The sequence below is a fragment of the Bacteroides sp. genome, assembly GCA_036351255.1.
Lineage (GTDB): Bacteria > Bacteroidota > Bacteroidia > Bacteroidales > UBA7960 > UBA7960.
Genome location: JAZBOS010000027.1, coordinates 1 through 20,211, shown reverse-complemented (window position 1 = coordinate 20,211; position 20,211 = coordinate 1). Strand labels below are relative to the sequence as shown.

16 protein-coding genes and 1 tRNA gene are annotated in these 20,211 nt (G+C 47.0%); 15 read left to right on the top strand and 2 right to left on the bottom strand.

What is annotated here, in order from left to right:
- Positions 1 to 172: 172 nt before the first annotated feature.
- Both V2I46_02430 and V2I46_02425 read right to left on the bottom strand, forming a co-directional pair.
- Positions 173 to 667, bottom strand: coding sequence for a prolyl-tRNA synthetase associated domain-containing protein (locus V2I46_02430; GenBank protein ID MEE4176345.1), 495 nt, complete (start codon positions 665 to 667; stop codon positions 173 to 175).
- A 107-nt stretch (positions 668 to 774) separates the two neighbouring features.
- A complete protein-coding gene (locus V2I46_02425; protein MEE4176344.1) occupies positions 775 to 2,136 on the bottom strand; it encodes a TrpB-like pyridoxal phosphate-dependent enzyme in 1,362 nt (453 codons plus the stop codon).
- 440 nt (positions 2,137 to 2,576) lie between these two features.
- Between V2I46_02425 and V2I46_02420 the strand changes: the two genes are divergently transcribed.
- From V2I46_02420 to V2I46_02350, 15 genes are all read left to right on the top strand, one after another.
- Complete coding sequence (locus V2I46_02420) at positions 2,577 to 3,077, top strand: ferritin (GenBank protein MEE4176343.1); 501 nt, start codon at positions 2,577 to 2,579, stop codon at positions 3,075 to 3,077.
- Between the two features lie 63 nt (positions 3,078 to 3,140).
- Positions 3,141 to 3,213: transfer RNA gene (locus V2I46_02415), tRNA-Thr, on the top strand.
- A gap of 254 nt (positions 3,214 to 3,467) precedes the next feature.
- Positions 3,468 to 3,866 carry an Rrf2 family transcriptional regulator gene (locus tag V2I46_02410; GenBank protein MEE4176342.1) on the top strand — a complete coding sequence of 133 codons (399 nt, stop codon included), beginning with the start codon at positions 3,468 to 3,470 and terminating at the stop codon, positions 3,864 to 3,866.
- 32 nt (positions 3,867 to 3,898) lie between these two features.
- Positions 3,899 to 4,780, top strand: a complete 882-nt coding sequence (locus V2I46_02405; protein MEE4176341.1) for a 4Fe-4S binding protein — start codon at positions 3,899 to 3,901, stop codon at positions 4,778 to 4,780.
- Between the two features lie 115 nt (positions 4,781 to 4,895).
- Entirely contained in the window at positions 4,896 to 6,548 is a 1,653-nt protein-coding gene (hcp, locus tag V2I46_02400; GenBank protein MEE4176340.1) for a hydroxylamine reductase, read from the top strand.
- A 94-nt stretch (positions 6,549 to 6,642) separates the two neighbouring features.
- Entirely contained in the window at positions 6,643 to 6,834 is a 192-nt protein-coding gene (locus tag V2I46_02395) for a (2Fe-2S)-binding protein (protein MEE4176339.1), read from the top strand.
- Between the two features lie 158 nt (positions 6,835 to 6,992).
- Entirely contained in the window at positions 6,993 to 7,319 is a 327-nt protein-coding gene (locus V2I46_02390; GenBank protein ID MEE4176338.1) for a cupin domain-containing protein, read from the top strand.
- Between the two features lie 40 nt (positions 7,320 to 7,359).
- Positions 7,360 to 8,901 carry a PepSY-associated TM helix domain-containing protein gene (locus V2I46_02385; protein MEE4176337.1) on the top strand — a complete coding sequence of 514 codons (1,542 nt, stop codon included), beginning with the start codon at positions 7,360 to 7,362 and terminating at the stop codon, positions 8,899 to 8,901.
- Positions 8,898 to 9,209: a cupin domain-containing protein gene (locus V2I46_02380; GenBank protein ID MEE4176336.1), complete on the top strand. Its 312-nt coding sequence runs from the start codon at positions 8,898 to 8,900 to the stop codon at positions 9,207 to 9,209. Before V2I46_02385 ends, V2I46_02380 begins: the two co-directional genes overlap by 4 nt.
- A 108-nt stretch (positions 9,210 to 9,317) precedes the next feature.
- Entirely contained in the window at positions 9,318 to 11,207 is a 1,890-nt protein-coding gene (locus V2I46_02375; GenBank protein ID MEE4176335.1) for a serine hydrolase domain-containing protein, read from the top strand.
- A gap of 164 nt (positions 11,208 to 11,371) precedes the next feature.
- Positions 11,372 to 13,855, top strand: coding sequence for a DUF5916 domain-containing protein (locus tag V2I46_02370; GenBank protein MEE4176334.1), 2,484 nt, complete (start codon positions 11,372 to 11,374; stop codon positions 13,853 to 13,855).
- Between the two features lie 80 nt (positions 13,856 to 13,935).
- Positions 13,936 to 14,427 carry a hypothetical protein gene (locus V2I46_02365; GenBank protein MEE4176333.1) on the top strand — a complete coding sequence of 164 codons (492 nt, stop codon included), beginning with the start codon at positions 13,936 to 13,938 and terminating at the stop codon, positions 14,425 to 14,427.
- A gap of 39 nt (positions 14,428 to 14,466) precedes the next feature.
- Positions 14,467 to 15,555 (top strand): glutamine-hydrolyzing carbamoyl-phosphate synthase small subunit, encoded by a 1,089-nt coding sequence (carA, locus tag V2I46_02360; GenBank protein ID MEE4176332.1) that lies wholly within the window; start codon positions 14,467 to 14,469, stop codon positions 15,553 to 15,555.
- Position 15,556: 1 nt separating this feature from the next.
- Positions 15,557 to 18,796, top strand: a complete 3,240-nt coding sequence (carB, locus tag V2I46_02355) for a carbamoyl-phosphate synthase (glutamine-hydrolyzing) large subunit (GenBank protein MEE4176331.1) — start codon at positions 15,557 to 15,559, stop codon at positions 18,794 to 18,796.
- 86 nt (positions 18,797 to 18,882) lie between these two features.
- The coding region (locus V2I46_02350; GenBank protein MEE4176330.1) for an amidohydrolase at positions 18,883 to 20,211 on the top strand (1,329 nt) is incomplete at its 3' end.

The following is a 20,211-nucleotide window of genomic DNA, read 5'->3' as shown; positions in this document are numbered from 1 at the left end:
TGGGGTCGCGCGAATAGCCTGCTACGGCAATATGCCTCTGCGACAGAAAGGCATCGATCTTCTGTTTTTCAGTCATTTTTACTTGTTTTTCAAGGTTGAAAAGAAATGAGGAAATTAGTTTCCTCAATATTCCAGATTCCTGAAGACCTTCAAAAGGCCCATCACCTTCCTGCTAGCCATACATATCCACATATTCATACGTATTTCCACAATGATGCAGGAACTTCAGGAAATCATCGTACCTGATCACAAGGGAAGCCGTGTTGATGCATGGGTGAAAGCTAATGGTTGTGCTCTTCTCAAGGTTTTTATCGAGGAAAAGATGGACATGTTTAGCATGATCGTTGATCAGCCCGAAAGGAGTCACGGAACCCGGCGTCAGCCCCAAATGTTTTTTAAGCCTTTCAGGAGAAGCGAAGGTCAATTTCCCCTGTTTCAGCCTTTGTTCCAGATCACGAATATTCAAATCCTGCCGGTGGTCAAGGATGACCAAATAATGCCTGTTGCCTTTATGATTGCGGAAGAACAGGTTTTTGCAATGGGTGGCATCCAGGTCTTTCCAGTATTTCATTGCCTCTTCCACAGTAGGTGCGGCAGGGTGAGGATGATAGTCAAAAGGGATGCCTAACTCTTCCAGCAGTTGATATAATTTTGGATCTCCGTTCATAAGAGGCAAATTTAAAAAAACAAAGGCATTCATGAAAAAAAAGAAAGCTGTCAGAATGATTTTATGACAGCTTTCTTAAATTTATTTATACGCTGATATTCAGCTCTTCACCCTGGTTGAAGGGCGTCGGTAAGCGAAACCGAACGCCTTATTTCGTCCTGGGTAACGTTTTGGTCAGTCAATTCACCTGCCATGTATGAGGCATATGCAGCCATGTCAAAATAACCATGTCCACAAAGATTGAAAAGTATTGTGCGTTCAGTCCCTTCTTCCTTGCAACGCAAAGCCTCATCAATTACCGTAGCTATAGCATGGGTGGCTTCAGGCGCAGGAATAATGCCTTCAGATTTAATAAAGTCCATTCCTGCCTCGAAGCAACGCTTCTGGTTTTGCGACACGGCCTCAATCAATCCATCTTTGAGCAACTGACTTACAATAACACCAGCTCCATGATACCTTAAGCCACCAGCGTGAATGGGAGAAGGCATAAAATCATGCCCTAGCGTGTACATTGGTAGAAGGGGTGTCATGCCAGCGGTATCGCCAAAATCGTAACGAAACTCACCGCGTGTTAACTTAGGACAAGAGGCGGGTTCAACGGCAATGCAGCGAACATTTTGGTTTTGACGAAGATTCTTCTCAAGGAAAGGGAAAGCTATGCCGGCAAAGTTGCTACCTCCCCCAAAAGGAGCCACCACAATGTCCGGAAAATCTCCAGCCTTTTCAAGCTGAAGAATTGCCTCCTGCCCTATTATGGTTTGGTGTAACAAAACATGATTTAGCACGCTGCCAAGGGCATAGTGAGCCTCGGGATCGCTTGCTGCACGTTCAATGGCTTCTGAAATAGCAATCCCCAGACTCCCCGAAGAAAGAGGTTCAGCTTCCAGCACACGCCTGCCCGTTTCAGTAATCATTGATGGAGAGGAATGAACCGTTCCGCCGAAAGTGTTCATCATGATTTTTCGATAGGGCTTTTGGTCATAGCTCACCTTTACCATAAAAACTTCGCACTCCATGCCAAACATTTGGCAGGCATAGGCAAGTGCCGTACCCCATTGGCCTGCACCTGTCTCTGTTGTAATGCGTTTTATTCCTTCCGTCTTACTGTAAAACGCTTGAGCAACGGCCGTGTTGGGTTTATGCGAGCCAGCTGGGCTAACCCCTTCATATTTATAATAAATTTTGGCTGGAGTGCCAAGCAGCTTTTCAAGCCCAATGGCCCGAAAAAGCGGGGTGGGCCTCCATCCTGCATAGATCTTGCGAACTTCTTTTGGAATCTCTATGAATCGCTCCGATGAGACCTCTTGCATAATCAACTCTTTGGGAAACAATGGTTCAAGCAAATCAGGGGTGATGGGCTGTTTTGTACCTGGGTGAAGCGGAGGCAATGGCTTATTAGGCATATCTGCCGTTATATTATAATAGAAATGCGGAATCTCCGTTTCGGAAAGCATTATTTTTCGTTGCATGGTAATGAATTTTAAAACAATAAAATAACTGATTGACCGGCATTAACCGGCAAAAGAATTTTGGTTGTAATTGTCTGGAATTACAAGGAGGCCTTAAGCCCCCCAATGAGGTTAGATTAATATATTAGCAGCCCGGGAGGACCGCCACCAAGTCCAGGTGTTGCGAAGCCAGGAGCTTCCAAAGGGGGTCAATATTTCTGACAAATGCGTCATGAGGAAGACAAAATTAATGATTGAATTGAAAATAACAACTATTTTAAAAAAATATTTGAAAAAAACATTTAAATATCTGATTACAAACATATTTCTTGAATTGTAAAATAAAATGGAGTTTAAGGATGCTGGTTAAGCTTTTTTTATACAACATTTGGCTCATAATTTTCTAACTTTGTGTTTTAGAAAAATAGAAATGATTATTAACCTTAAAAAAATTGAAGACCATGTTATCAAAGAAAATGGAAGAGATCCTGAATCTTCAGGTTGGAAAAGAAGCTTACGCTTCGGCACTTTACCTGGCAATGGCCTCCTGGGCTGAGAATAAAGGATACGAAGGGATATCCGAGTGGTTTTATGCACAGTCGGAGGAGGAACGGGTCCATATGCTGAAATTCCTGCGTTACGTAAATGAGCGCGGCGGACATGGTGTCGTTCCGCTGGTAGATCAGCCCCCTGTAGAATTCAAGGATGTGAAAAACGTTTTTGATGCTTCGCTTGAGCACGAGCAAATGGTAACCCGCTCCATCAACGAGATCGTTGGACTGGCCCTGGAAGAAAAAGATTTCACCACGCATAACTGGATCCAGTGGTTCGTGACAGAACAACTTGAGGAAGAATCATCCGTTCAGCGAATCATTGACAAGCTCAATATGCTTGAAGGGAAAAACCTCTATGTTTTTGACCGCGACATTATGAATCTTCGCGGTGGCGAAGGTGAGGAATAGAATTAAAAAAATCAGGGGATTATTTATCCCCTGATTTTTTCTTATTACTTTCGCAGCCCGATTGCCTCCTTAGCTCAGCTGGTAGAGCAACGCACTCGTAATGCGTAGGTCGCGGGTTCAAGTCCCGTGGGAGGCTCGACCTTTACTCAATAGAGCAAAAGGGATAAGTTCCGTTACTTGTCCCTTTCTTTTTTCCCTCCCTCGGGATTTAGCCTGTCCTCCCCGCTTCTTAGATGCAAAGGAGCCTACCAATCATTTCCTATCCACCACTTAGATCTGATTATCAATTAAATAACTATAATTAGGAAAAAAAGTACTTTTTTTCTTGTTTTATATATTCTTTAATTAGTATATTTGCGCATTCAAATACCTTAATTCAACAAAAGCTGTTTGAGCAAAGTTTTAAACATATCAGAAGCCGCCACCATAGCCATACACAGCATGGCGCTAATAGCACACAGTAAGGAATTGCTGAATGCACACGAGATCGCAGAGGTTACCGGTTTCTCAAAGAATCACATCTCAAAGGTGTTGCAACAGCTGGTAAAAAACAATCTGCTCAATTCCACAAGGGGTCCTAAAGGAGGGTTTGAAATCAAAAGAAATCCCGAGACCATTTCTCTTATGGAAATCTATAAGATCATTGATGGAGAAATAGATCAAGGCACTGGCTGTAAGATGCAATGCGAAAACTGCCCCTTCAATAACTGCATTTTTGGGGGTTTGAGTGAAAAATTCAGCCGGGAATTCAGTGAATATCTCCAGGCAAAAACCTTAGCAATGGTATAAATTCCTAAACCTAAAAATACTTTTTCTAAAGAATGAAGCGAACTATTATTAAAATTGATGAAGATCTCTGCAACGGTTGTGGCCTTTGCGTTAGCGGCTGTCATGAAGGAGCTCTCCAGCTCATTGACGGCAAAGCCCGGATGATCAGTGACCTCTATTGCGATGGACTGGGCACCTGCATCGGGGATTGCCCGGAAGGAGCCATTACCCTTGAAGAGCGTGAAGCAGAGCCCTATAATGAAGTGGCCGTAATGAAGCGCGTGGTTCCCAAAGGTGAAAAAACCATCATTGCCCACCTGAATCACTTAATTGACCACGACCAGCGTGATTTTGTCCTGGAAGGCCTTGATTACCTCAATGATAACGACATTAAAATTGATAATACCCAATTACATAAATTTAAAAACGAAAAGGAAATGAGCAGTTCTTGTCAATCCAGCGGAAACGGAGGAGGATGCCCCGGATCAATGGCTATTAGCTTTGATTTGCCTGCTGAACCAAAAGCAAACTATACTGTTGCAGAAGACCAGCCATCTGAATTGAAACAGTGGCCGGTACAGTTTCACTTGTTAAGTCCCCAAGCCCCCTATTTTCGCAATGCCGATGTATTATTGGCTGCCGATTGTGTGGCTTTCAGCATGGGCAACTTCCATAGCAAACACCTGAAAGGCAAAAGCCTGGCTATTGCTTGTCCCAAACTGGACGCGAATAAGGAAAGCTATATTGAAAAGCTGACCGCTATGATCGATGAGGCAAAGATCAATACACTGACGGTGATGATGATGGAAGTACCCTGCTGTTCTGGTTTGATGCAGATCGCTAAAATGGCCACTCAACAAGCCAACCGTAAAGTGCCTATCAAGGCCATGATCGTAAGTCTTCAGGGAGAAGTTATCAGTGAGGATTGGGTTTAACAGAGGTATTTTATATATTGGAAAATCTAGGCACAATTTTACTTTTTAAATACAATTTCCAACCAAAGTTTCACAACAATATTAACCCAAAAAACAGGAGATTAAAATTATGAGTATGTTTTGTTTTCAGTGTCAGGAAGCTGCAAAGGGGACCGGTTGCACCATCAAGGGTGTGTGTGGGAAAACCCCGGACGTAGCAGGCATTCAGGATGTATTAATGTATTTCCTCCGTGGGCTGTCTGTTTACGCAGAAATGGGCCGCGAAAAAAACATCGAAAATGAAGAGGTTAACCAATTTGTTTTTGAAGGCCTTTTCATGACCATTACCAACGCCAACTTCGATCACCATCGTTTTGTAGACCAGATCAGCAAAGGCTTTAAGATCCGGGAAAAATTTGTCAAGCAATTGAAAGAAGCTGGCATTGAAATTGACAACAGTAATCTGCCCGACGCAGCCACTTGGGTAGCCAATACTGCCGCCGAGTTTGAAAGCAAAGCGGGTGATGTGGGCGTTTTACAATTGAGTAAAAATGAAGACATCCGGTCATTGCGCGAACTGATGGTCTATGGGATAAAAGGGATGGCCGCATATGCAGAACACGCCTACAACCTTGGATATAAAGACAACGAAGTATACCGCTTCATGCAAAGAGGTTTAGCCGCTACTCTCAACGATGATCTTTCGGCAGAAGAACTCACTGCCCTCGTTTTGGAAACCGGGAAATATGGTGTTCAGGTTATGGCGCTCCTCGACAAGGCCAACACCGCCACTTATGGCAACCCGGAAATCACCAGGGTGAATATCGGCGTACGCAATAACCCTGCTATCCTCATCAGCGGCCACGACCTCCGCGATATGGAAGACTTGCTTGAGCAAACAAAGGATACTGGCGTCGACGTATACACCCACAGCGAAATGCTTCCTGCCAACTATTACCCCGCTTTCAAAAAGTATGAGCATTTTGTTGGCAACTATGGCAATGCCTGGTGGAAACAGCGCGAAGAGTTTGAGACTTTCAACGGTCCCATCCTTTTTACGACCAACTGTATTGTCCCCCCGCTTAAAAGCGCTACTTACACCGACCGCATCTATACCACTGGTGCATCAGGTTTGGAAGGCGCCATTCATATTCCTGAACGCAAGGAAGGCGGACGTAAGGATTTCTCACAAATCATAGAACACGCCAAGCGCTGCGACCCTCCAAAGGAAATTGAAAATGGCGAGATCGTTGGTGGCTTTGCCCATAACCAGGTAATGCAACTGGCAGACAAGGTTGAAGATGCCGTAAAGTCAGGCGCAATCCGCAAGTTCTTTGTCATGGCAGGCTGTGATGGCCGAATGAAGGACCGTGAATACTACACCGAGTTTGCTGCAGCACTTCCAAAGGACACCGTTATTCTTACTGCAGGCTGTGCAAAATACCGATACAATAAATTGCCACTGGGTGACATTGGTGGCATTCCCCGCGTGCTCGACGCAGGCCAGTGCAACGACAGCTACAGCCTTGCTGTAATTGCCCTCAAACTTAAGGAAGTATTTGAGCTTAACGACATCAATGAACTTCCAATAGCCTATAACATTGCATGGTATGAACAAAAGGCAGTAATTGTTTTGCTGGCGTTGCTCTACCTGGGGGTGAAGAATATTCACCTCGGACCTACACTGCCCGCATTCCTCTCACCCAATGTGGCCAAAGTGCTTGTCGAGAATTTTGGCATTGCGCCCATCAGCACGGTGGATGAAGATATGAAAATCTTCCTGAACTAATTAATTATCAATTCTCTTCATACAAAACCTGCCGGGCCTGAAAACCTGGCAGGTTTTCAATTCCTGAAAAACAAATACATTAACCTTGATTCTAATGGAATACGACCCTGTCATCTGCACTTGTCTTGAAATAAAGCAAAGCGAAATTGAAAAAGCAATCAGGGATAAGCACCTAAAAACCATTGAAGAGGTGCAAAATGAGACTCAGGCAGGAACGGTCTGTGGAGCCTGTGTGGATGATATTTTCCTCCTCCTTGAGAAGATTAACGGCAAGGTGGAGCTTTAGGATTCTGATATTTCATTGCTTTTGATATCAGATTAACGAACAACCATTTTTTACTCAAGAAATACCTAAAACCCAAAGCCAGTCACCTGACATTTGAAGCTAAATTTCATAACCTGAAACCTTATCAAAAATAAATAATAACTCCCAATATTTTTCTCATGAGCACTTTCGATACCAGTAAAATCATAGCATTCACCCAGGCAGTAGACTATTCAACCGACGGAATTGTAAGCAAGCAGGTGCTGCTCAAGACCACCGGCAACGTCACCTTGTTTGCCTTCGACAAGGGGCAGCGCCTCAGCGAGCACAGTGCCCCATTCGATGCCATGGTGCAGGTGCTGGAAGGCAAAGCCGAGGTCATCATCGACCAACAGCCCTTTCACTTGGATGCCGGCCAAACCATTATTATGCCAGCCAACGTCACCCACGCTGTAAATGCCATTGAGCGCTTCAAAATGTTGCTGACCATGATCAAAGGACAATAAATATAAGTCTTACGTTCATTTTCCCCTGGATCTTACTCCAATGTTTAAGAATATTCATCGCTGGTTCAGCGTGTTGGCAACATTTTTTATCCTGATGTTTGCTGTTTCGGGTATCGTACTCAATCACCGGCATTTTTTCTCTCCGGTGTCCGTAAACTGTCAATGGCTGCCTGGCGATTACCGCTTTGTCAACTGGAACCTGGCAGCCATTAAAGGTGCCACTCCCCTTCAAGGTGACAGCCTCCTGGTATATGGCAACATAGGGATTTACCTTACTGACTCCGTGTTTTCCGGGTTCAAGTCCTTTAATAAAGGTTTTCCAAAAGGAACAGATAACCGCAAAACCTTCCACATCTTTCGTTCTCCAAAAGGTAACGTTTATGCGGGGACCCTTTCTGGCCTATATTATTTAAAAGATAAGCAGTGGATCCACTTGCCGTTACCTGCCCAAGTAAAGCAGGTAAGAGCCATTGACATGCGAGGCGATACCCTGATGGTCTTTTCCCGTTCAGTCCTTTTCCTGGGCTGCGACAATCCCCTGGAGCCCCGCTTTACCGAACATCGGTTGCCCCACCCAAAAGGATATGCAGCTCGTACTTCCCTCTTCCGGGCACTTTGGGTGCTCCATTCCGGCGAGATATTTGGCTTTGCAGGTAAGATCATTGTCGATTTTATGGCCCTGGTGATGATCTTCCTGACCCTAACAGGGATTATCTGGTTCATTGCACCTGATTTGATGAAGTCCCTGAAAAACAGATTAAGGACACGCAAAAGATTTGGGAAACTGAACCGTTTTTCCAGAAAATGGCATAACCTCATCGGCATTTCCATGGTTTTATTCCTCGTGATCAATACCGTTGCCGGCACTTTTCTGCGCCCGCCTCTACTCATAGCTATCGCAAGGAGCGACATGGCTAACATCAAAGGCACCATCCTCGACCATATGAACCCTTGGTATGACAAACTTCGCGATATCCGATACGATGCCTTGGGCGATCAGTTCCTTATCTCAACTTCTGAAGGATTCTTTTCAGCTTCTCCTGAACTGAGCGACTCCCTGACACCATTTTCAGACCAGCCACCCATCAGCATCATGGGAATCAACGTTTTTGAATCACAGCCAGATGGGCAATTTATTGTGGGCTCATTCAGTGGTCTTTTTTCCTGGGACCCCTCCTCCGAGCTTATCATTGACAAGATCACCGGTCTGCCCCCTGCAAGGGTAAATGACCTTTCCAGCCCGTTCGGGAGCCTTCCGGTGGCGGGGTTTATCCAAACCACACAAGGCGAGGAGTACATTTTTGACTTCGACGCCGGTGTTCTTTCCAAAACTCCGCGTTTAAAGTTCCCTGAGATGCCAGAACACATAAAGAAAAACACCCCCATGCCTCTCTGGAACCTGGCGCTTGAAATCCATACCGGAAGAATTTATTCCTTTATCTTTGGGAGATTCTACATTTTATTCATTCCCCTTGCCGGAATGGTAGTCCTGAGTATTCTGATTTCTGGCCTGGTACTATGGCTCAGGGATTATCGCAGAAAGAAAAGGATCCGTAAGCATTGTCAACCCCCCATATCATGATCAAGAAAAACACTCCAGTCACTGCTCCCGCAGTACCTGCAGCCGTCAATGGCCACATCATGCATAGTGACTCCCGTGCAGAAGCCATCCTCCTTACCCTTCTTCCCGGAGAGGAAATTGCAATGCACAAAAATCCATTCGACGTTTTGTTTTGCGGCATCTCAGGTAAAGCAACCCTGATATCCCCTTCAATGACAGAAACCATTGAAGCGGGTGAGACCATCTTTGTGACAGCTGATGAGGATCGGGCCTGGAAAAACAACCATACCCTGCCTGCAAAAATCCTGGTAGTAAAGATCTTGAAATAGCCAGCAGGAAAGCGATTCGGGAAACCCTGAGAAAAATAAAATCGGTTCCTTGCAAAAAACGATGCTTTTTTCATATATTTATCCCTGAAATCCAAGACCTTCTGCACCATGAAAAGATCTTTACGCATCCCATTTGTACTTTCACTCATTCTCTCAGCCATTCCCCTGGCATCCAGTGCACAACAACAGGATACGCTTAAAAACCTGGAGGCCTTTGCCGATGGGGTCTTTGAAACAATTATGGATAGGGATCACATTGCAGGAGCCACTTTTGCTGTGATCAGACCCGGACAACCCATGATCAAAAAAGGTTATGGTTTTGCCCGCGTCGACGAGGAAATACCCGTAAACCCCGAAACTACCCTCTTTCGTATTGGCTCCATCAGCAAATTATTTGTCTGGTTTAGTGTCATGCAAATGGTGGAACAAGGGAAGCTAGATCTTGACAGGGATGTGAACGAATACCTCGAAGCTTTTAAGATCCCTGACACTTACGATCAACCGGTGACCCTGCGAAGTTTGATGACTCACACCCCGGGCTTTGAGGATAAATTTTACAAGTTGTTTGTTTTGGATGAGGATGATATGCTTCCTCTGGCGCAGGTTCTCAAGGAACAAATGCCTGATCGCGTAAGGCCTCCCATGCAGCAGGCCTCTTACTCCAATCACGGGACCGGTATTGCTCAATACCTGGTGGAACTGGCCAGCGGGATGCCTTTCGCAGACTATGTCCAGCAACACCTTTTCGACCCCCTGGGCATGCAAAACACCACCATCCGCCAGCCCTTACCTAATCGTTTTGTATCTCAGATGTCTGGCGGCTATGCATACGCTGATGGGGAATATGTGGAGAAGCCCTTCGAACTGGTGCCCTTGCAAAGCGTTGGCGGGGCCAGCACTACCGCCCACGATATGACACTGTTCATGGAAGCATTATTGAATAACACTTGTCTGAACGGTTATTGCCTGCTTGACTCCACCACCTGGGCCTTGATGCTCACACCCGCCTTTTCTCATGCCCCCGGGTTGAACCCCTCACCTCTCGGCATCATGGATATCAGCAGAAATGGCTACGAAATATATGGCCACGGTGGAAACACCTTTCTCTTTCATTCGATGATGGCCATTTTCCCTGAAGAACAAACCGGAATCTTTTATTCCTTTAATAGTGAAGGCGGGGCCGGTCCATCAGGAGAAGTGCTTGAGAAACTAGTCGACTATTATTTCCCTGATGAAAGGCCTCTACAGGAGCCCTTCGCTATGAGCGATGAGGCTCTGGAAGAGTTCGCTGGCTCTTACCGGATTAACCGCTATTCGCATTCGGAACTCTTTAAGATCCTTGGCTGGATGGCAAGTGGAAAAATTACCCCCGAAAACGGAAAATTGAAAATAGTAGCAAGGGGCGAAACTACCTGGGGTGTGCCCGTCGACAGCCTGACTTTTAGAAATGAAAAAAACAACCAGACCATCGTTTTCTCGCGCGATAATAAAGGAAGAATAGAAAACATGTACCTGGAGCAGATGGCTTTCATGGCCCTGGTGAAGAACCGTGGAATATGGAATCCCACCTTGCATTTAACCCTGCTGGTGTTGCTGATTGCGGTTATGTTTTACATTCTCATTATCTGGCCATGGATTTTTTTCGTTCGCCGGAAATATGTGCGCGCTGACCGGGCACCGGTGACCCTGCCCTTGCTTAGCAAAGTCATTGCCTGGGTTACGGCACTTTGCTATCTGATTTTCTTTGTGGCCCTGGTAATGGGAATGCCTCCGGGACAAGACATTGTTTATGGGGTTACCACAGGCATTAAAATCGCCCTTTTCTTCCCGCTGCTAGCTATTCCCTTTACCCTGCTGATGGTATGGCAAAGCATTAGCCTGCTCGATGAACGGAAAACCCGCTTTCGCAGCCGTTTGTTTTACTGGCTCTCGACCATCATTTTTTTGGCGGTAATCTGGCAATTTTCTTTTTGGAATCTGTTGGGATGGAATTTTTAAAAAATTGTCAAAACTCCGATCTCCCAACCAATAGCAATAAATTTACCCTGACATCCTCAAATTCCCCCATAATCGGCCAAAACCGGCCGCCCGGTATGGTTATGCCGTTACATAGGATTTTATATTTTTGCAGTGAAAATTATTAAATCTCACCCATTTCTTATATGTTCTCAAATCTCCGCGCCCCAAAGATTATCCTGGTTTCTTTTTTATCCATTCTTTTCACCTTTCCCATTCAGGCCCAGCAAAGCCGAAAGAAGCTTCAAGCCCTGCGGGTGGAGACAGCACCACATCTGGACGGCACCTTGTCTGACCCGCTCTGGCAACTGGCTTTACCTGCCACCGGCTTTTCGCAATACGAACCCCATAACGACCGGCCCGCCACCTTTGACTCGGAAGTAAGGGTGCTTTTCAACGACCAAGGGGTGTTTATTGGGGCTATACTATTCGATTCAAGCCCCGACAGCATCCTCACTGAGCTGGGGCTGCGCGACTCAAACGACAATCTCAATGCCGACCAGTTCTGGGTTGATATCAATCCGTTCAACGACGGAATTTATGGCTTTCGCTTTAAGGTCTCAGCCTCGGGCGTGGAAACCGACATCAATATGTCGGGCAGCAGTGGCGACCGGGGCGACATCAACTGGGATGCTGTGTGGCGCAGCCACGTCAGCATTACCAATCAGGGTTGGATTGTGGAAATGGAAATTCCTTATTCTGCCCTCCGCTTTCCTAAAAACAATGTCGAGGATTGGGGCATCAATTTCTGGCGCGAAATTCGTCGCAACCGCGAATCATCCAGCTGGAACTTTGTCGATCGCCGCATTGGCAATGTCATGGGATCCATGGGCTTGCTTAGCGGAATGGAAGGCATTGACCCTCCCCTGCGTCTTGCATTATTCCCTTATTTAGTGGGCTATATGGAAAAGAATGGCGGGAATGAGGGTTGGGGAAGCACCTTCAATGGCGGGATGGACGTCAAGCTGGGGCTCAGTGAAAGCTTTACCCTTGATATGACCCTGGTACCCGACTTTGGACAGGTGCATTCCGATGCCAGGGTGCTCAACCTCTCCCCTTTCGAGGTACAATACGATGAAAAAAGGCAGTTCTTCACCGAAGGAACCGACTTGTTCAGTAAGGCAAACCTGTTTTACTCCCGCAGGATCGGAGCTCAGCCCAGGGGCTATAGAAATGTGAGAAACCAATTGGAAGAAAACGAGGTCATCGAAGAAAACCCCCAGGAAACCCGGCTGATCAATGCCACCAAGTTTTCGGGCCGCACTTCAGGCGGACTGGGTATCGGCATCTTCAATGGGATGACCGCCGCCAGTCACGCCACATTGCACGACACCCTTACCGGCCAGAGCCGTCAGATTACCACACAGCCCTTTACCAATTACAACCTGGTCGTACTCGATCAAAGCCTGCCCAACAATTCGTTCGTTAGCCTGGTCAATACGAATGTGACCGGGGCGGTAAAAGGTTATGTGGCCAATGTGACCGGCACCGAATTCCGTCTGCTCGACCGCAGCAATATGTTCCGGATCAGTGGACAGGGCGCAATAAGCCAGCAATATTATGATGGGCTCAACAACAACTTTGGCTATAAGTATGACATGAACGCGGGCAAATACGGAGGTACCTGGCAATACCGTTACTCCCGTTCAGTGATCAGCGACACCTATGAACAAAATGACCTTGGATTCCTCAGGAGAAACAATGAAATAGAGGATGAGGTTTCGCTTAGTTACAATGTTTTTGAACCTTTCTGGCGCATCCTGAATTTCTCATCCGGGTTGGGTTTCGAGTATGCACGATTGTTTAACCCCAACACTTTTACCGGGATGGATCTGGATTATGAACTCAGGGTCTTGTTTGACTCCCGGTTCTTTATTAATTTCGATGCCAGCTATGATCCCAAAGGCGCCCGCGATTACTTTGAACCACGCGTAACCGGACGCTTCTATGAAACAGATGACTCGTATCGTTTCGACCTGAGGCTGTCAACCGACTACAGAAAAAGGATATATCTTGATGGCGACATTGAGTTTTCGAAAATCAATTCGATTTATGAACAACAGGATTTCTCCATTTACATCAGGCCTACCTTCCGGGCCAGCAACCGCCTGAACTTATCTTATGGCCTGAGCTTCAGCGAAGAAAAAAATGATATTGGCTATGTAGACCATTGGTCACCCGACTCTGTCTTCTTCGGTTTAAGGCAAACTCCTACCACCATTAACACCCTACATGTAACCTATATTTTCAACAATCGCCTTTCGCTGGATTTCGACCTGCGCCACTACTGGTCAAGGGTCTTTTACGACGGCGACTATTTTTTCCTGAAGCCCAACGGCCGGCTGGAACCATGGGCGGAGGACCTGCTTGTTGAAGACATCAACTACAATGCCTTCACCATCGACACCAAACTTACCTGGAACTTTGCCCCCGGAAGCCAACTCTCACTGGTGTGGAAAAACATCATTGATACTTCAGGCAGCGAGATATCCCACACCTTTCTCGAAAACCTTGAACGCACCCTTAATGAACCGCAGATCAACAGCTTATCGCTGAAAATATTGTATTACATCGATTACCCGATGATAAAAAATACATTCCGTTCTAAGTCAAAGTCTGTTGATAACTAACTTAAAAACTTCTGGCCAACAGGCGCGGATAGAGAAATATTTTTGAATAGTTTTGCAGAACCATTGCATAATTATTCAAAATGAATAAGATATCCTTACGGCTTCAGGCCGTAAAAAAGATTCTTTCCCAAGAAAAGATCAGCAGCCAGGAAGAATTACTTCAAAGGCTTCATGATAAGGGTTTTAACATCACCCAGGCAACCATTTCAAGAGATCTCAAGCGTTTACAAGCCGGAAAAAAATCGGATCCCATCAAAGGTTCCGTTTTTTTTATCAATGAGTCAAAAACCTTAAAACCTGTGCCGGATCCTGTTAACAGCCAATTCCTCCTTTCGGGAATCAAGGCTGTACTATTTGCCAATATGTTTGGGTTGATAAAAACCTTACCCGGTTACGCCAGCAGCATTGCCGTGCACATCGACAGCCAAAACCGTTTCGAGATCATAGGAACAATTGCCGGCGATGATACTATCTTGCTCATCCCCGGGCAGGACATCTCACACAGCGAGATGAAAAATGCCCTCAGGATTATCTTTCCCGGTTTAAATGAGAAATATTTCCGCAAGGGGTAAACACGAAAAAAGTTGAAGCCATTAAGCAAATCCAGTGTAATGAATAACAACCCGACAAAAAATAAAGCACACCTGATCCTTGAAAACGGAAGGGAATTTAAGGGCGAATCTTTTGGTTACGAAGGTTCTGTGGCAGGAGAAGTGGTTTTCAATACGGCAATGACCGGTTACCCCGAAAGCCTGACGGATCCGTCCTACAAAGGACAAATACTAGTATCAACTTTCCCCCTGATCGGGAATTATGGAGTACCAAAAACGGAAATGCAAAACGGAATTCTTAAGGGTTTTGAGTCAGACCGCATACAGGTTTCCGGCCTTGTCATTTCTGATTACTCTTCAGAATACAGCCACTGGGATGCAAATCAAAGCCTCGGAGAATGGCTTAAAGCGCATAAGGTTCCAGGAATCTGCGGCATTGATACCCGAGCCCTGACAAAGGTTATTCGCGAGTCAGGCTGTATGCTGGGAAAAATCGTTTTTGAAGATGAAATGGTAAACTGGTACGATCCCAATGCCGATAACTTGGTGGCCATGGTCAGCACGCCCGGGAAAAAAGTTTTTGGCAACGGCCGACACAAGATCATGCTGGTCGACTGCGGTGTTAAGTTCAACATTATTAGAAGCCTTTTGGATTATGACACCACCGTTATGCAGGTTCCTTACGATTATGATTTCCTCCAGGAAAATTACGACGGCCTTTTTATTACAAATGGTCCCGGCGACCCGGCCATGTGTTTCAAAACCATTGCTCACCTCTCAAAAGCCATTGAAGGTCACATCCCCATTTTCGGTATTTGCCTGGGCAGCCAGTTGCTAGGCATTGCGAGCGGAGCTACTACCTTTAAACTGAAATACGGTCACCGGAGTCACAATCAACCCGTAATTCAAACGGGGACCAACCGGTGTTTTATCACTTCGCAAAACCATGGATTTGCTGTTGATCAAAGTAAACTAAAAGGCGATTGGGAAGTCTATTTTTCCAACCTGAATGACAACACCTGCGAAGGCATCCGCCACCGCGAAAAACCCATTTTCGCCACGCAGTTCCACCCGGAAGCTTCCGGAGGGCCAACCGATACCGCCTTTCTGTTCAGCCAATTCATTGAAATGATTGAAAATCAACGCTAATATGACGGAAACAAAAAACCCTTTGGCAACCTTAAAAAAAGTAATTGTTCTGGGTTCAGGGGCCCTTAAGATTGGCGAGGCTGGCGAATTCGACTACTCCGGATCGCAGGCGCTCAAAGCCTTGCGGGAGGAAGGCATGGAAACGGTATTGATCAACCCCAATATTGCCACAGTGCAGACTTCTGAGGGCATTGCGGACAAGATTTATTTCCTGCCCGTTACCCCGCATTTTGTGGAACAAGTGATCGAAAAGGAAAGGCCCCAGGGTATCCTGCTAGCATTCGGGGGACAAACCGCCCTCAACTGCGGCATCCAATTGGAGGACAGCGGAGTTTTTCAAAAATATGAAGTAATGGTGTTGGGCACGCCGGTGCAGGCCATCAAAAACACCGAGGATCGTGACCTGTTTGTAAAAAAACTTGATGAGATAGGTGTAAAGACCGCACGTAGCAAGGCAGTTGAAAGCACCGATGAAGCCTTTGCGGCAGCAGAAGAGATTGGATTTCCCCTGATTGTCAGGGCTGCCTACGCCCTGGGCGGGCTGGGCAGTGGTTTTGCTTCAAACCAGGAAGAGCTTGAAAAATTATGCGTCAGCGCCTTCGCCTATTCCTCTCAGGTGCTCATAGAAGAATCGCTCAAAGGCTGGAAGGAGATCGAATACGAAGTGGTGCGCGACCGCTACAACAACTGCATCACCGTGTGTAACATGGAGAATTTCGACCCCCTGGGCATTCACACAGGCGAGAGCATTGTTGTGGCGCCTTCGCAAACGCTTTCAAACAGCGAATACCATAAGCTCAGACAGCTTTCCATCGACATTATTCAACACATTGGCGTGGTGGGCGAATGCAACGTGCAGTATGCCCTTCATCCCGAATCGGAAGATTACCGGGTAATCGAAGTCAATGCCCGCCTTTCGCGCTCCAGCGCCCTGGCATCAAAGGCAACAGGCTACCCCTTAGCATTTGTGGCCGCTAAGCTTGCCCTGGGCTATGGACTACATATGCTGAAAAACTCGGTTACAAAGACCACCCCTGCTTTTTTCGAACCGGCACTCGACTATATCGTTTGCAAGATCCCGCGCTGGGACCTGGGTAAATTTTCGGGCGTATCAAAGCAGATCGGGAGCAGTATGAAAAGCGTTGGGGAGGTGATGTCCATCGGCCGAAACTTTGAAGAAGCCATCCAGAAAGGATTGCGTATGATCGGGCAGGGCATGCATGGCTTTGTGGGTAATTCCGATATCCATTTCGAAAATGTGGACGAAGAATTGCAGAAACCTACCGATATGCGGATCTATGCCATAAGCGCAGCGCTGGAGAAAGGCTACACCATAGACCGCATTCATGAACTGACCAAAATTGATAAATGGTTTCTGATCCGCCTGAAGAACATTCAGCGTATTATGGAACAGTTGCAACATTTCAAATCGCTTGAGGAAATTCCTGACGAATTGCTTTGGGAAGCCAAGGTCAGAGGGTTTTCCGATTTCCAGGTCGTGCGAATGACACGCAATAGTCCCCCCGAGGAAATTGAAGCCAATATGAATTTGCTTCGCAACATGCGCAAAAAAAAGGGAATCCTGCCTTCAGTAAAACAGATCGACACCTTGGCAGCTGAATACCCAGCCCAAACAAATTATCTCTATCTGACCTATTCGGGTGCAGAGCACGATGTGGAATTCAATCACGACCAGAAATCCGTGGTGGTTCTTGGATCGGGAGCCTACCGCATCGGCAGCAGCGTGGAATTCGACTGGTGCGGGGTCAACGCCCTCCAAACCATCTCCAAAGCAGGGCTGCGATCCATTATGATCAACTACAACCCCGAAACAGTCAGCACCGACTTCGATGTGTGCGACCGCCTCTATTTCGAGGAGCTTTCACTGGAAAGGGTTCTGGATATCTTTGACCTGGAATTACCCAAAGGGGTGATTGTCTCAACCGGTGGGCAGATACCAAACAACCTGGCCATACGGCTTTTCAGGCAGAACGTCCCAATCCTTGGCACCTCTCCCCTTTCCATTGACAGGGCCGAAGACAGGAACAAATTCTCGGCCATGCTGGACCGGCTTGATATTGACCAGCCACGCTGGAACGAGCTCACAAGCATTGAAGACATTCACCATTTTGCAGACAAAGTGGGATTCCCATTGCTCATCAGGCCATCCTACGTCCTCTCGGGTGCTGCCATGAACGTGGTTTCCAACAAAACCGAAATGGAACAGTTCCTCTCTTTGGCCACCAGGGTTTCAAAGCAGCACCCCGTAGTGGTGACTGAGTTCATTGAAGGCGCCAAGGAAATTGAAATCGACGCCGTGGCTGATAAGGGAGAGATCATTGCCTATGCTTTTAGCGAGCACATCGAGTTTGCCGGGGTGCACTCGGGCGACGCTACAATGGTTTTTCCACCTCAGAAACTTTATTTCGAAACCATTCGCCGTATTAAGAAAATCAGCAAGGCCATTGCGGCTGAACTTTGCATTTCCGGACCCTTCAACATGCAGTTCCTGGCAAAAGACAATGAGATTAAAGTGATTGAATGCAATCTCAGAGCCTCCCGAAGCTTCCCTTTTGTGTCGAAAGTACTGAAGGTTAATTTCATTGAACTAGCCACGCAAGTCATGCTGGGGATGGCAGTAGAAAAACCCAACAAGTCGATTTTCGACCTTGATTATATTGGGATAAAAGCGCCCCAATTCAGCTTCTCTAGGCTTGCCAAAGCCGACCCTGTGCTGGGCGTTGAAATGGCTTCAACCGGCGAGGTGGGTTGCCTGGGCGACACCTATTACGAAGCTATTTTAAAAGCCATGCTATCGGTGGGATATTCCATCCCCAAAAAGAACATCCTCCTCAGCACCGGCCCGATGCGCTCAAAAGTTGAACTCTTAAACTCCTGCAAGATGCTGGTTGAAAAAGGCTACAACCTTTTCGCCACCCGCGGTACAGCCAGCTTCCTGCAATTGAACGGCATTCCCGCAGAGAGCCTGCACTGGCCCGACGAAGAGGCAAAACCCAACGTACTCGATTTTCTGCGAAGCAAAACGATAGACCTGGTCATTAACATCCCCAAAGACAACAGCCAGTCGGAGCTTTTCAACGATTACGAAATCAGGCGCAACGCCATCGATTTCAATATTCCGCTCATCACCAACGCCAGGCTAGCAAGCGCTTTCATTTACGCTTTTTGCAAATACCAGCCCGGTGAAATAAAAATTAAAAGCTGGGACGAATACAATTAAAAGCCTTGCTTTCTTTTCCATAAATATTTTAAGCTAAACCTTTTCCGGGGTTTTTGGTTAATTTTGCCATACAAAACCAAAACATAATGAAGAAAATATTTTTAATTGTTGCCCTCCTTTTAGTGGCTGCTGCAGCTTTTTATTGCAACACAAGGAAAACTACCGTCGATCTGATTGTCCACAACGGAACTGTTTACATCGTCGACGAGGCTTTTTCCACTGCGGAGGCTTTTGCCCTTAAGGATGGGAAGATCCTTGAAACTGGCGCCAGCAAGGCCATCCTGAGGAAATATGAAGCTACTGAGGTGCTCGATCTGGAAGGCGCATTCGTCTATCCCGGGCTTATGGACCCGCATAACCATTTCTTTGGGTATGGGCGCTCACTCGAAAATGCTGACCTGATGGGGGTTGCCTCTTTCGAGGAAATCATTGAGATACTGAAAAACCACCAACAGCAATATCCTTCCGAATGGCTCCTGGGCAGGGGCTGGGATCAGAACCTCTGGCCAGCGAAGGAGTTTCCCCACCGCAGCCAGCTGGATGCTGTTTTCCCCGACACACCTGTGCTGCTCACCCGTGTTGACGGCCATGCTGCCATTGCCAACACCGAGGCCCTGCGCCTTGCAGGGGTTGCTGCTGCCACAAAAATTGAAGGCGGCGATGTGATGCTTCAAAACGGAGAGCCCACCGGCATCCTGATCGACAATGCCATCAGCCTGGTTCGCCGAATGGTGCCTGAACCCACCCGACAGAACGAGATCAATGCCCTGCTCAATGCCCAGGCCAACACTTTTGCCGTGGGCCTTACCAGCGTCAGCGATGCCGGGCTCGACGCCAGCGAAATCAAGCTCATCGATTCCCTGCAACAGGCTGGAGCCCTCAAAACCCGCATCTATGCCATGCTCAGCCCATCGGAGAAGAACTTCCAGGCCTATCTTTACAACGGCCCTTATAAAACCGATTACCTCAATGTACGTTCGTTGAAACTGTTTGCCGACGGTGCCCTGGGCTCGCGCGGCGCCAAACTGATAGAACCCTACAGCGATGACCCCAATAACAGCGGGCTGCTGGTCGAAACCCCTGAATACCTGGCCGAAATGGCTCGCAAAGCTTTCGACAATGGCTACCAGGTGAGCACCCACGCCATCGGTGATTCGGCCAACCGCCTGATGCTCAATATCTATGGCGAGATCCTGAAGGAAAAGAACGACCTGCGCTGGCGCATCGAGCATTCACAGATCATCCACCCCGACGATTTCGATTTATTTGGCAAATACAGCATCATCCCCTCCATACAGACCACCCACGCCACCAGCGATATGATCTGGGCCCTTGACCGCCTGGGTGCAGAACGCCTTAAAGGAGCCTATGCCTATCAGCAACTACTTCGTCAAAACGGCTGGCTGCCCAACGGC

Excerpts from the sequence above, each read along its gene's own strand:
- V2I46_02385 (MEE4176337.1), top strand. The coding sequence starts at position 7,360 with ATGTTTAAGAATATTCATCGCTGGTTCAGCGTGTTGGCAACATTTTTT.
- V2I46_02370 (MEE4176334.1), top strand. The coding sequence starts at position 11,372 with ATGTTCTCAAATCTCCGCGCCCCAAAGATTATCCTGGTTTCTTTTTTA.
- V2I46_02380 (MEE4176336.1), top strand. The coding sequence starts at position 8,898 with ATGATCAAGAAAAACACTCCAGTCACTGCTCCCGCAGTACCTGCAGCC.
- V2I46_02395 (MEE4176339.1), top strand. The coding sequence starts at position 6,643 with ATGGAATACGACCCTGTCATCTGCACTTGTCTTGAAATAAAGCAAAGC.
- V2I46_02425 (MEE4176344.1), bottom strand. The coding sequence starts at position 2,136 with ATGCAACGAAAAATAATGCTTTCCGAAACGGAGATTCCGCATTTCTAT.
- V2I46_02365 (MEE4176333.1), top strand. The coding sequence starts at position 13,936 with ATGAATAAGATATCCTTACGGCTTCAGGCCGTAAAAAAGATTCTTTCC.
- V2I46_02420 (MEE4176343.1), top strand. The coding sequence starts at position 2,577 with ATGTTATCAAAGAAAATGGAAGAGATCCTGAATCTTCAGGTTGGAAAA.
- hcp (MEE4176340.1), top strand. The coding sequence starts at position 4,896 with ATGTTTTGTTTTCAGTGTCAGGAAGCTGCAAAGGGGACCGGTTGCACC.
- carB (MEE4176331.1), top strand. The coding sequence starts at position 15,557 with ATGACGGAAACAAAAAACCCTTTGGCAACCTTAAAAAAAGTAATTGTT.
- carA (MEE4176332.1), top strand. The coding sequence starts at position 14,467 with ATGAATAACAACCCGACAAAAAATAAAGCACACCTGATCCTTGAAAAC.
- V2I46_02390 (MEE4176338.1), top strand. The coding sequence starts at position 6,993 with ATGAGCACTTTCGATACCAGTAAAATCATAGCATTCACCCAGGCAGTA.
- V2I46_02430 (MEE4176345.1), bottom strand. The coding sequence starts at position 667 with ATGAACGGAGATCCAAAATTATATCAACTGCTGGAAGAGTTAGGCATC.
- V2I46_02405 (MEE4176341.1), top strand. The coding sequence starts at position 3,899 with ATGAAGCGAACTATTATTAAAATTGATGAAGATCTCTGCAACGGTTGT.
- V2I46_02375 (MEE4176335.1), top strand. The coding sequence starts at position 9,318 with ATGAAAAGATCTTTACGCATCCCATTTGTACTTTCACTCATTCTCTCA.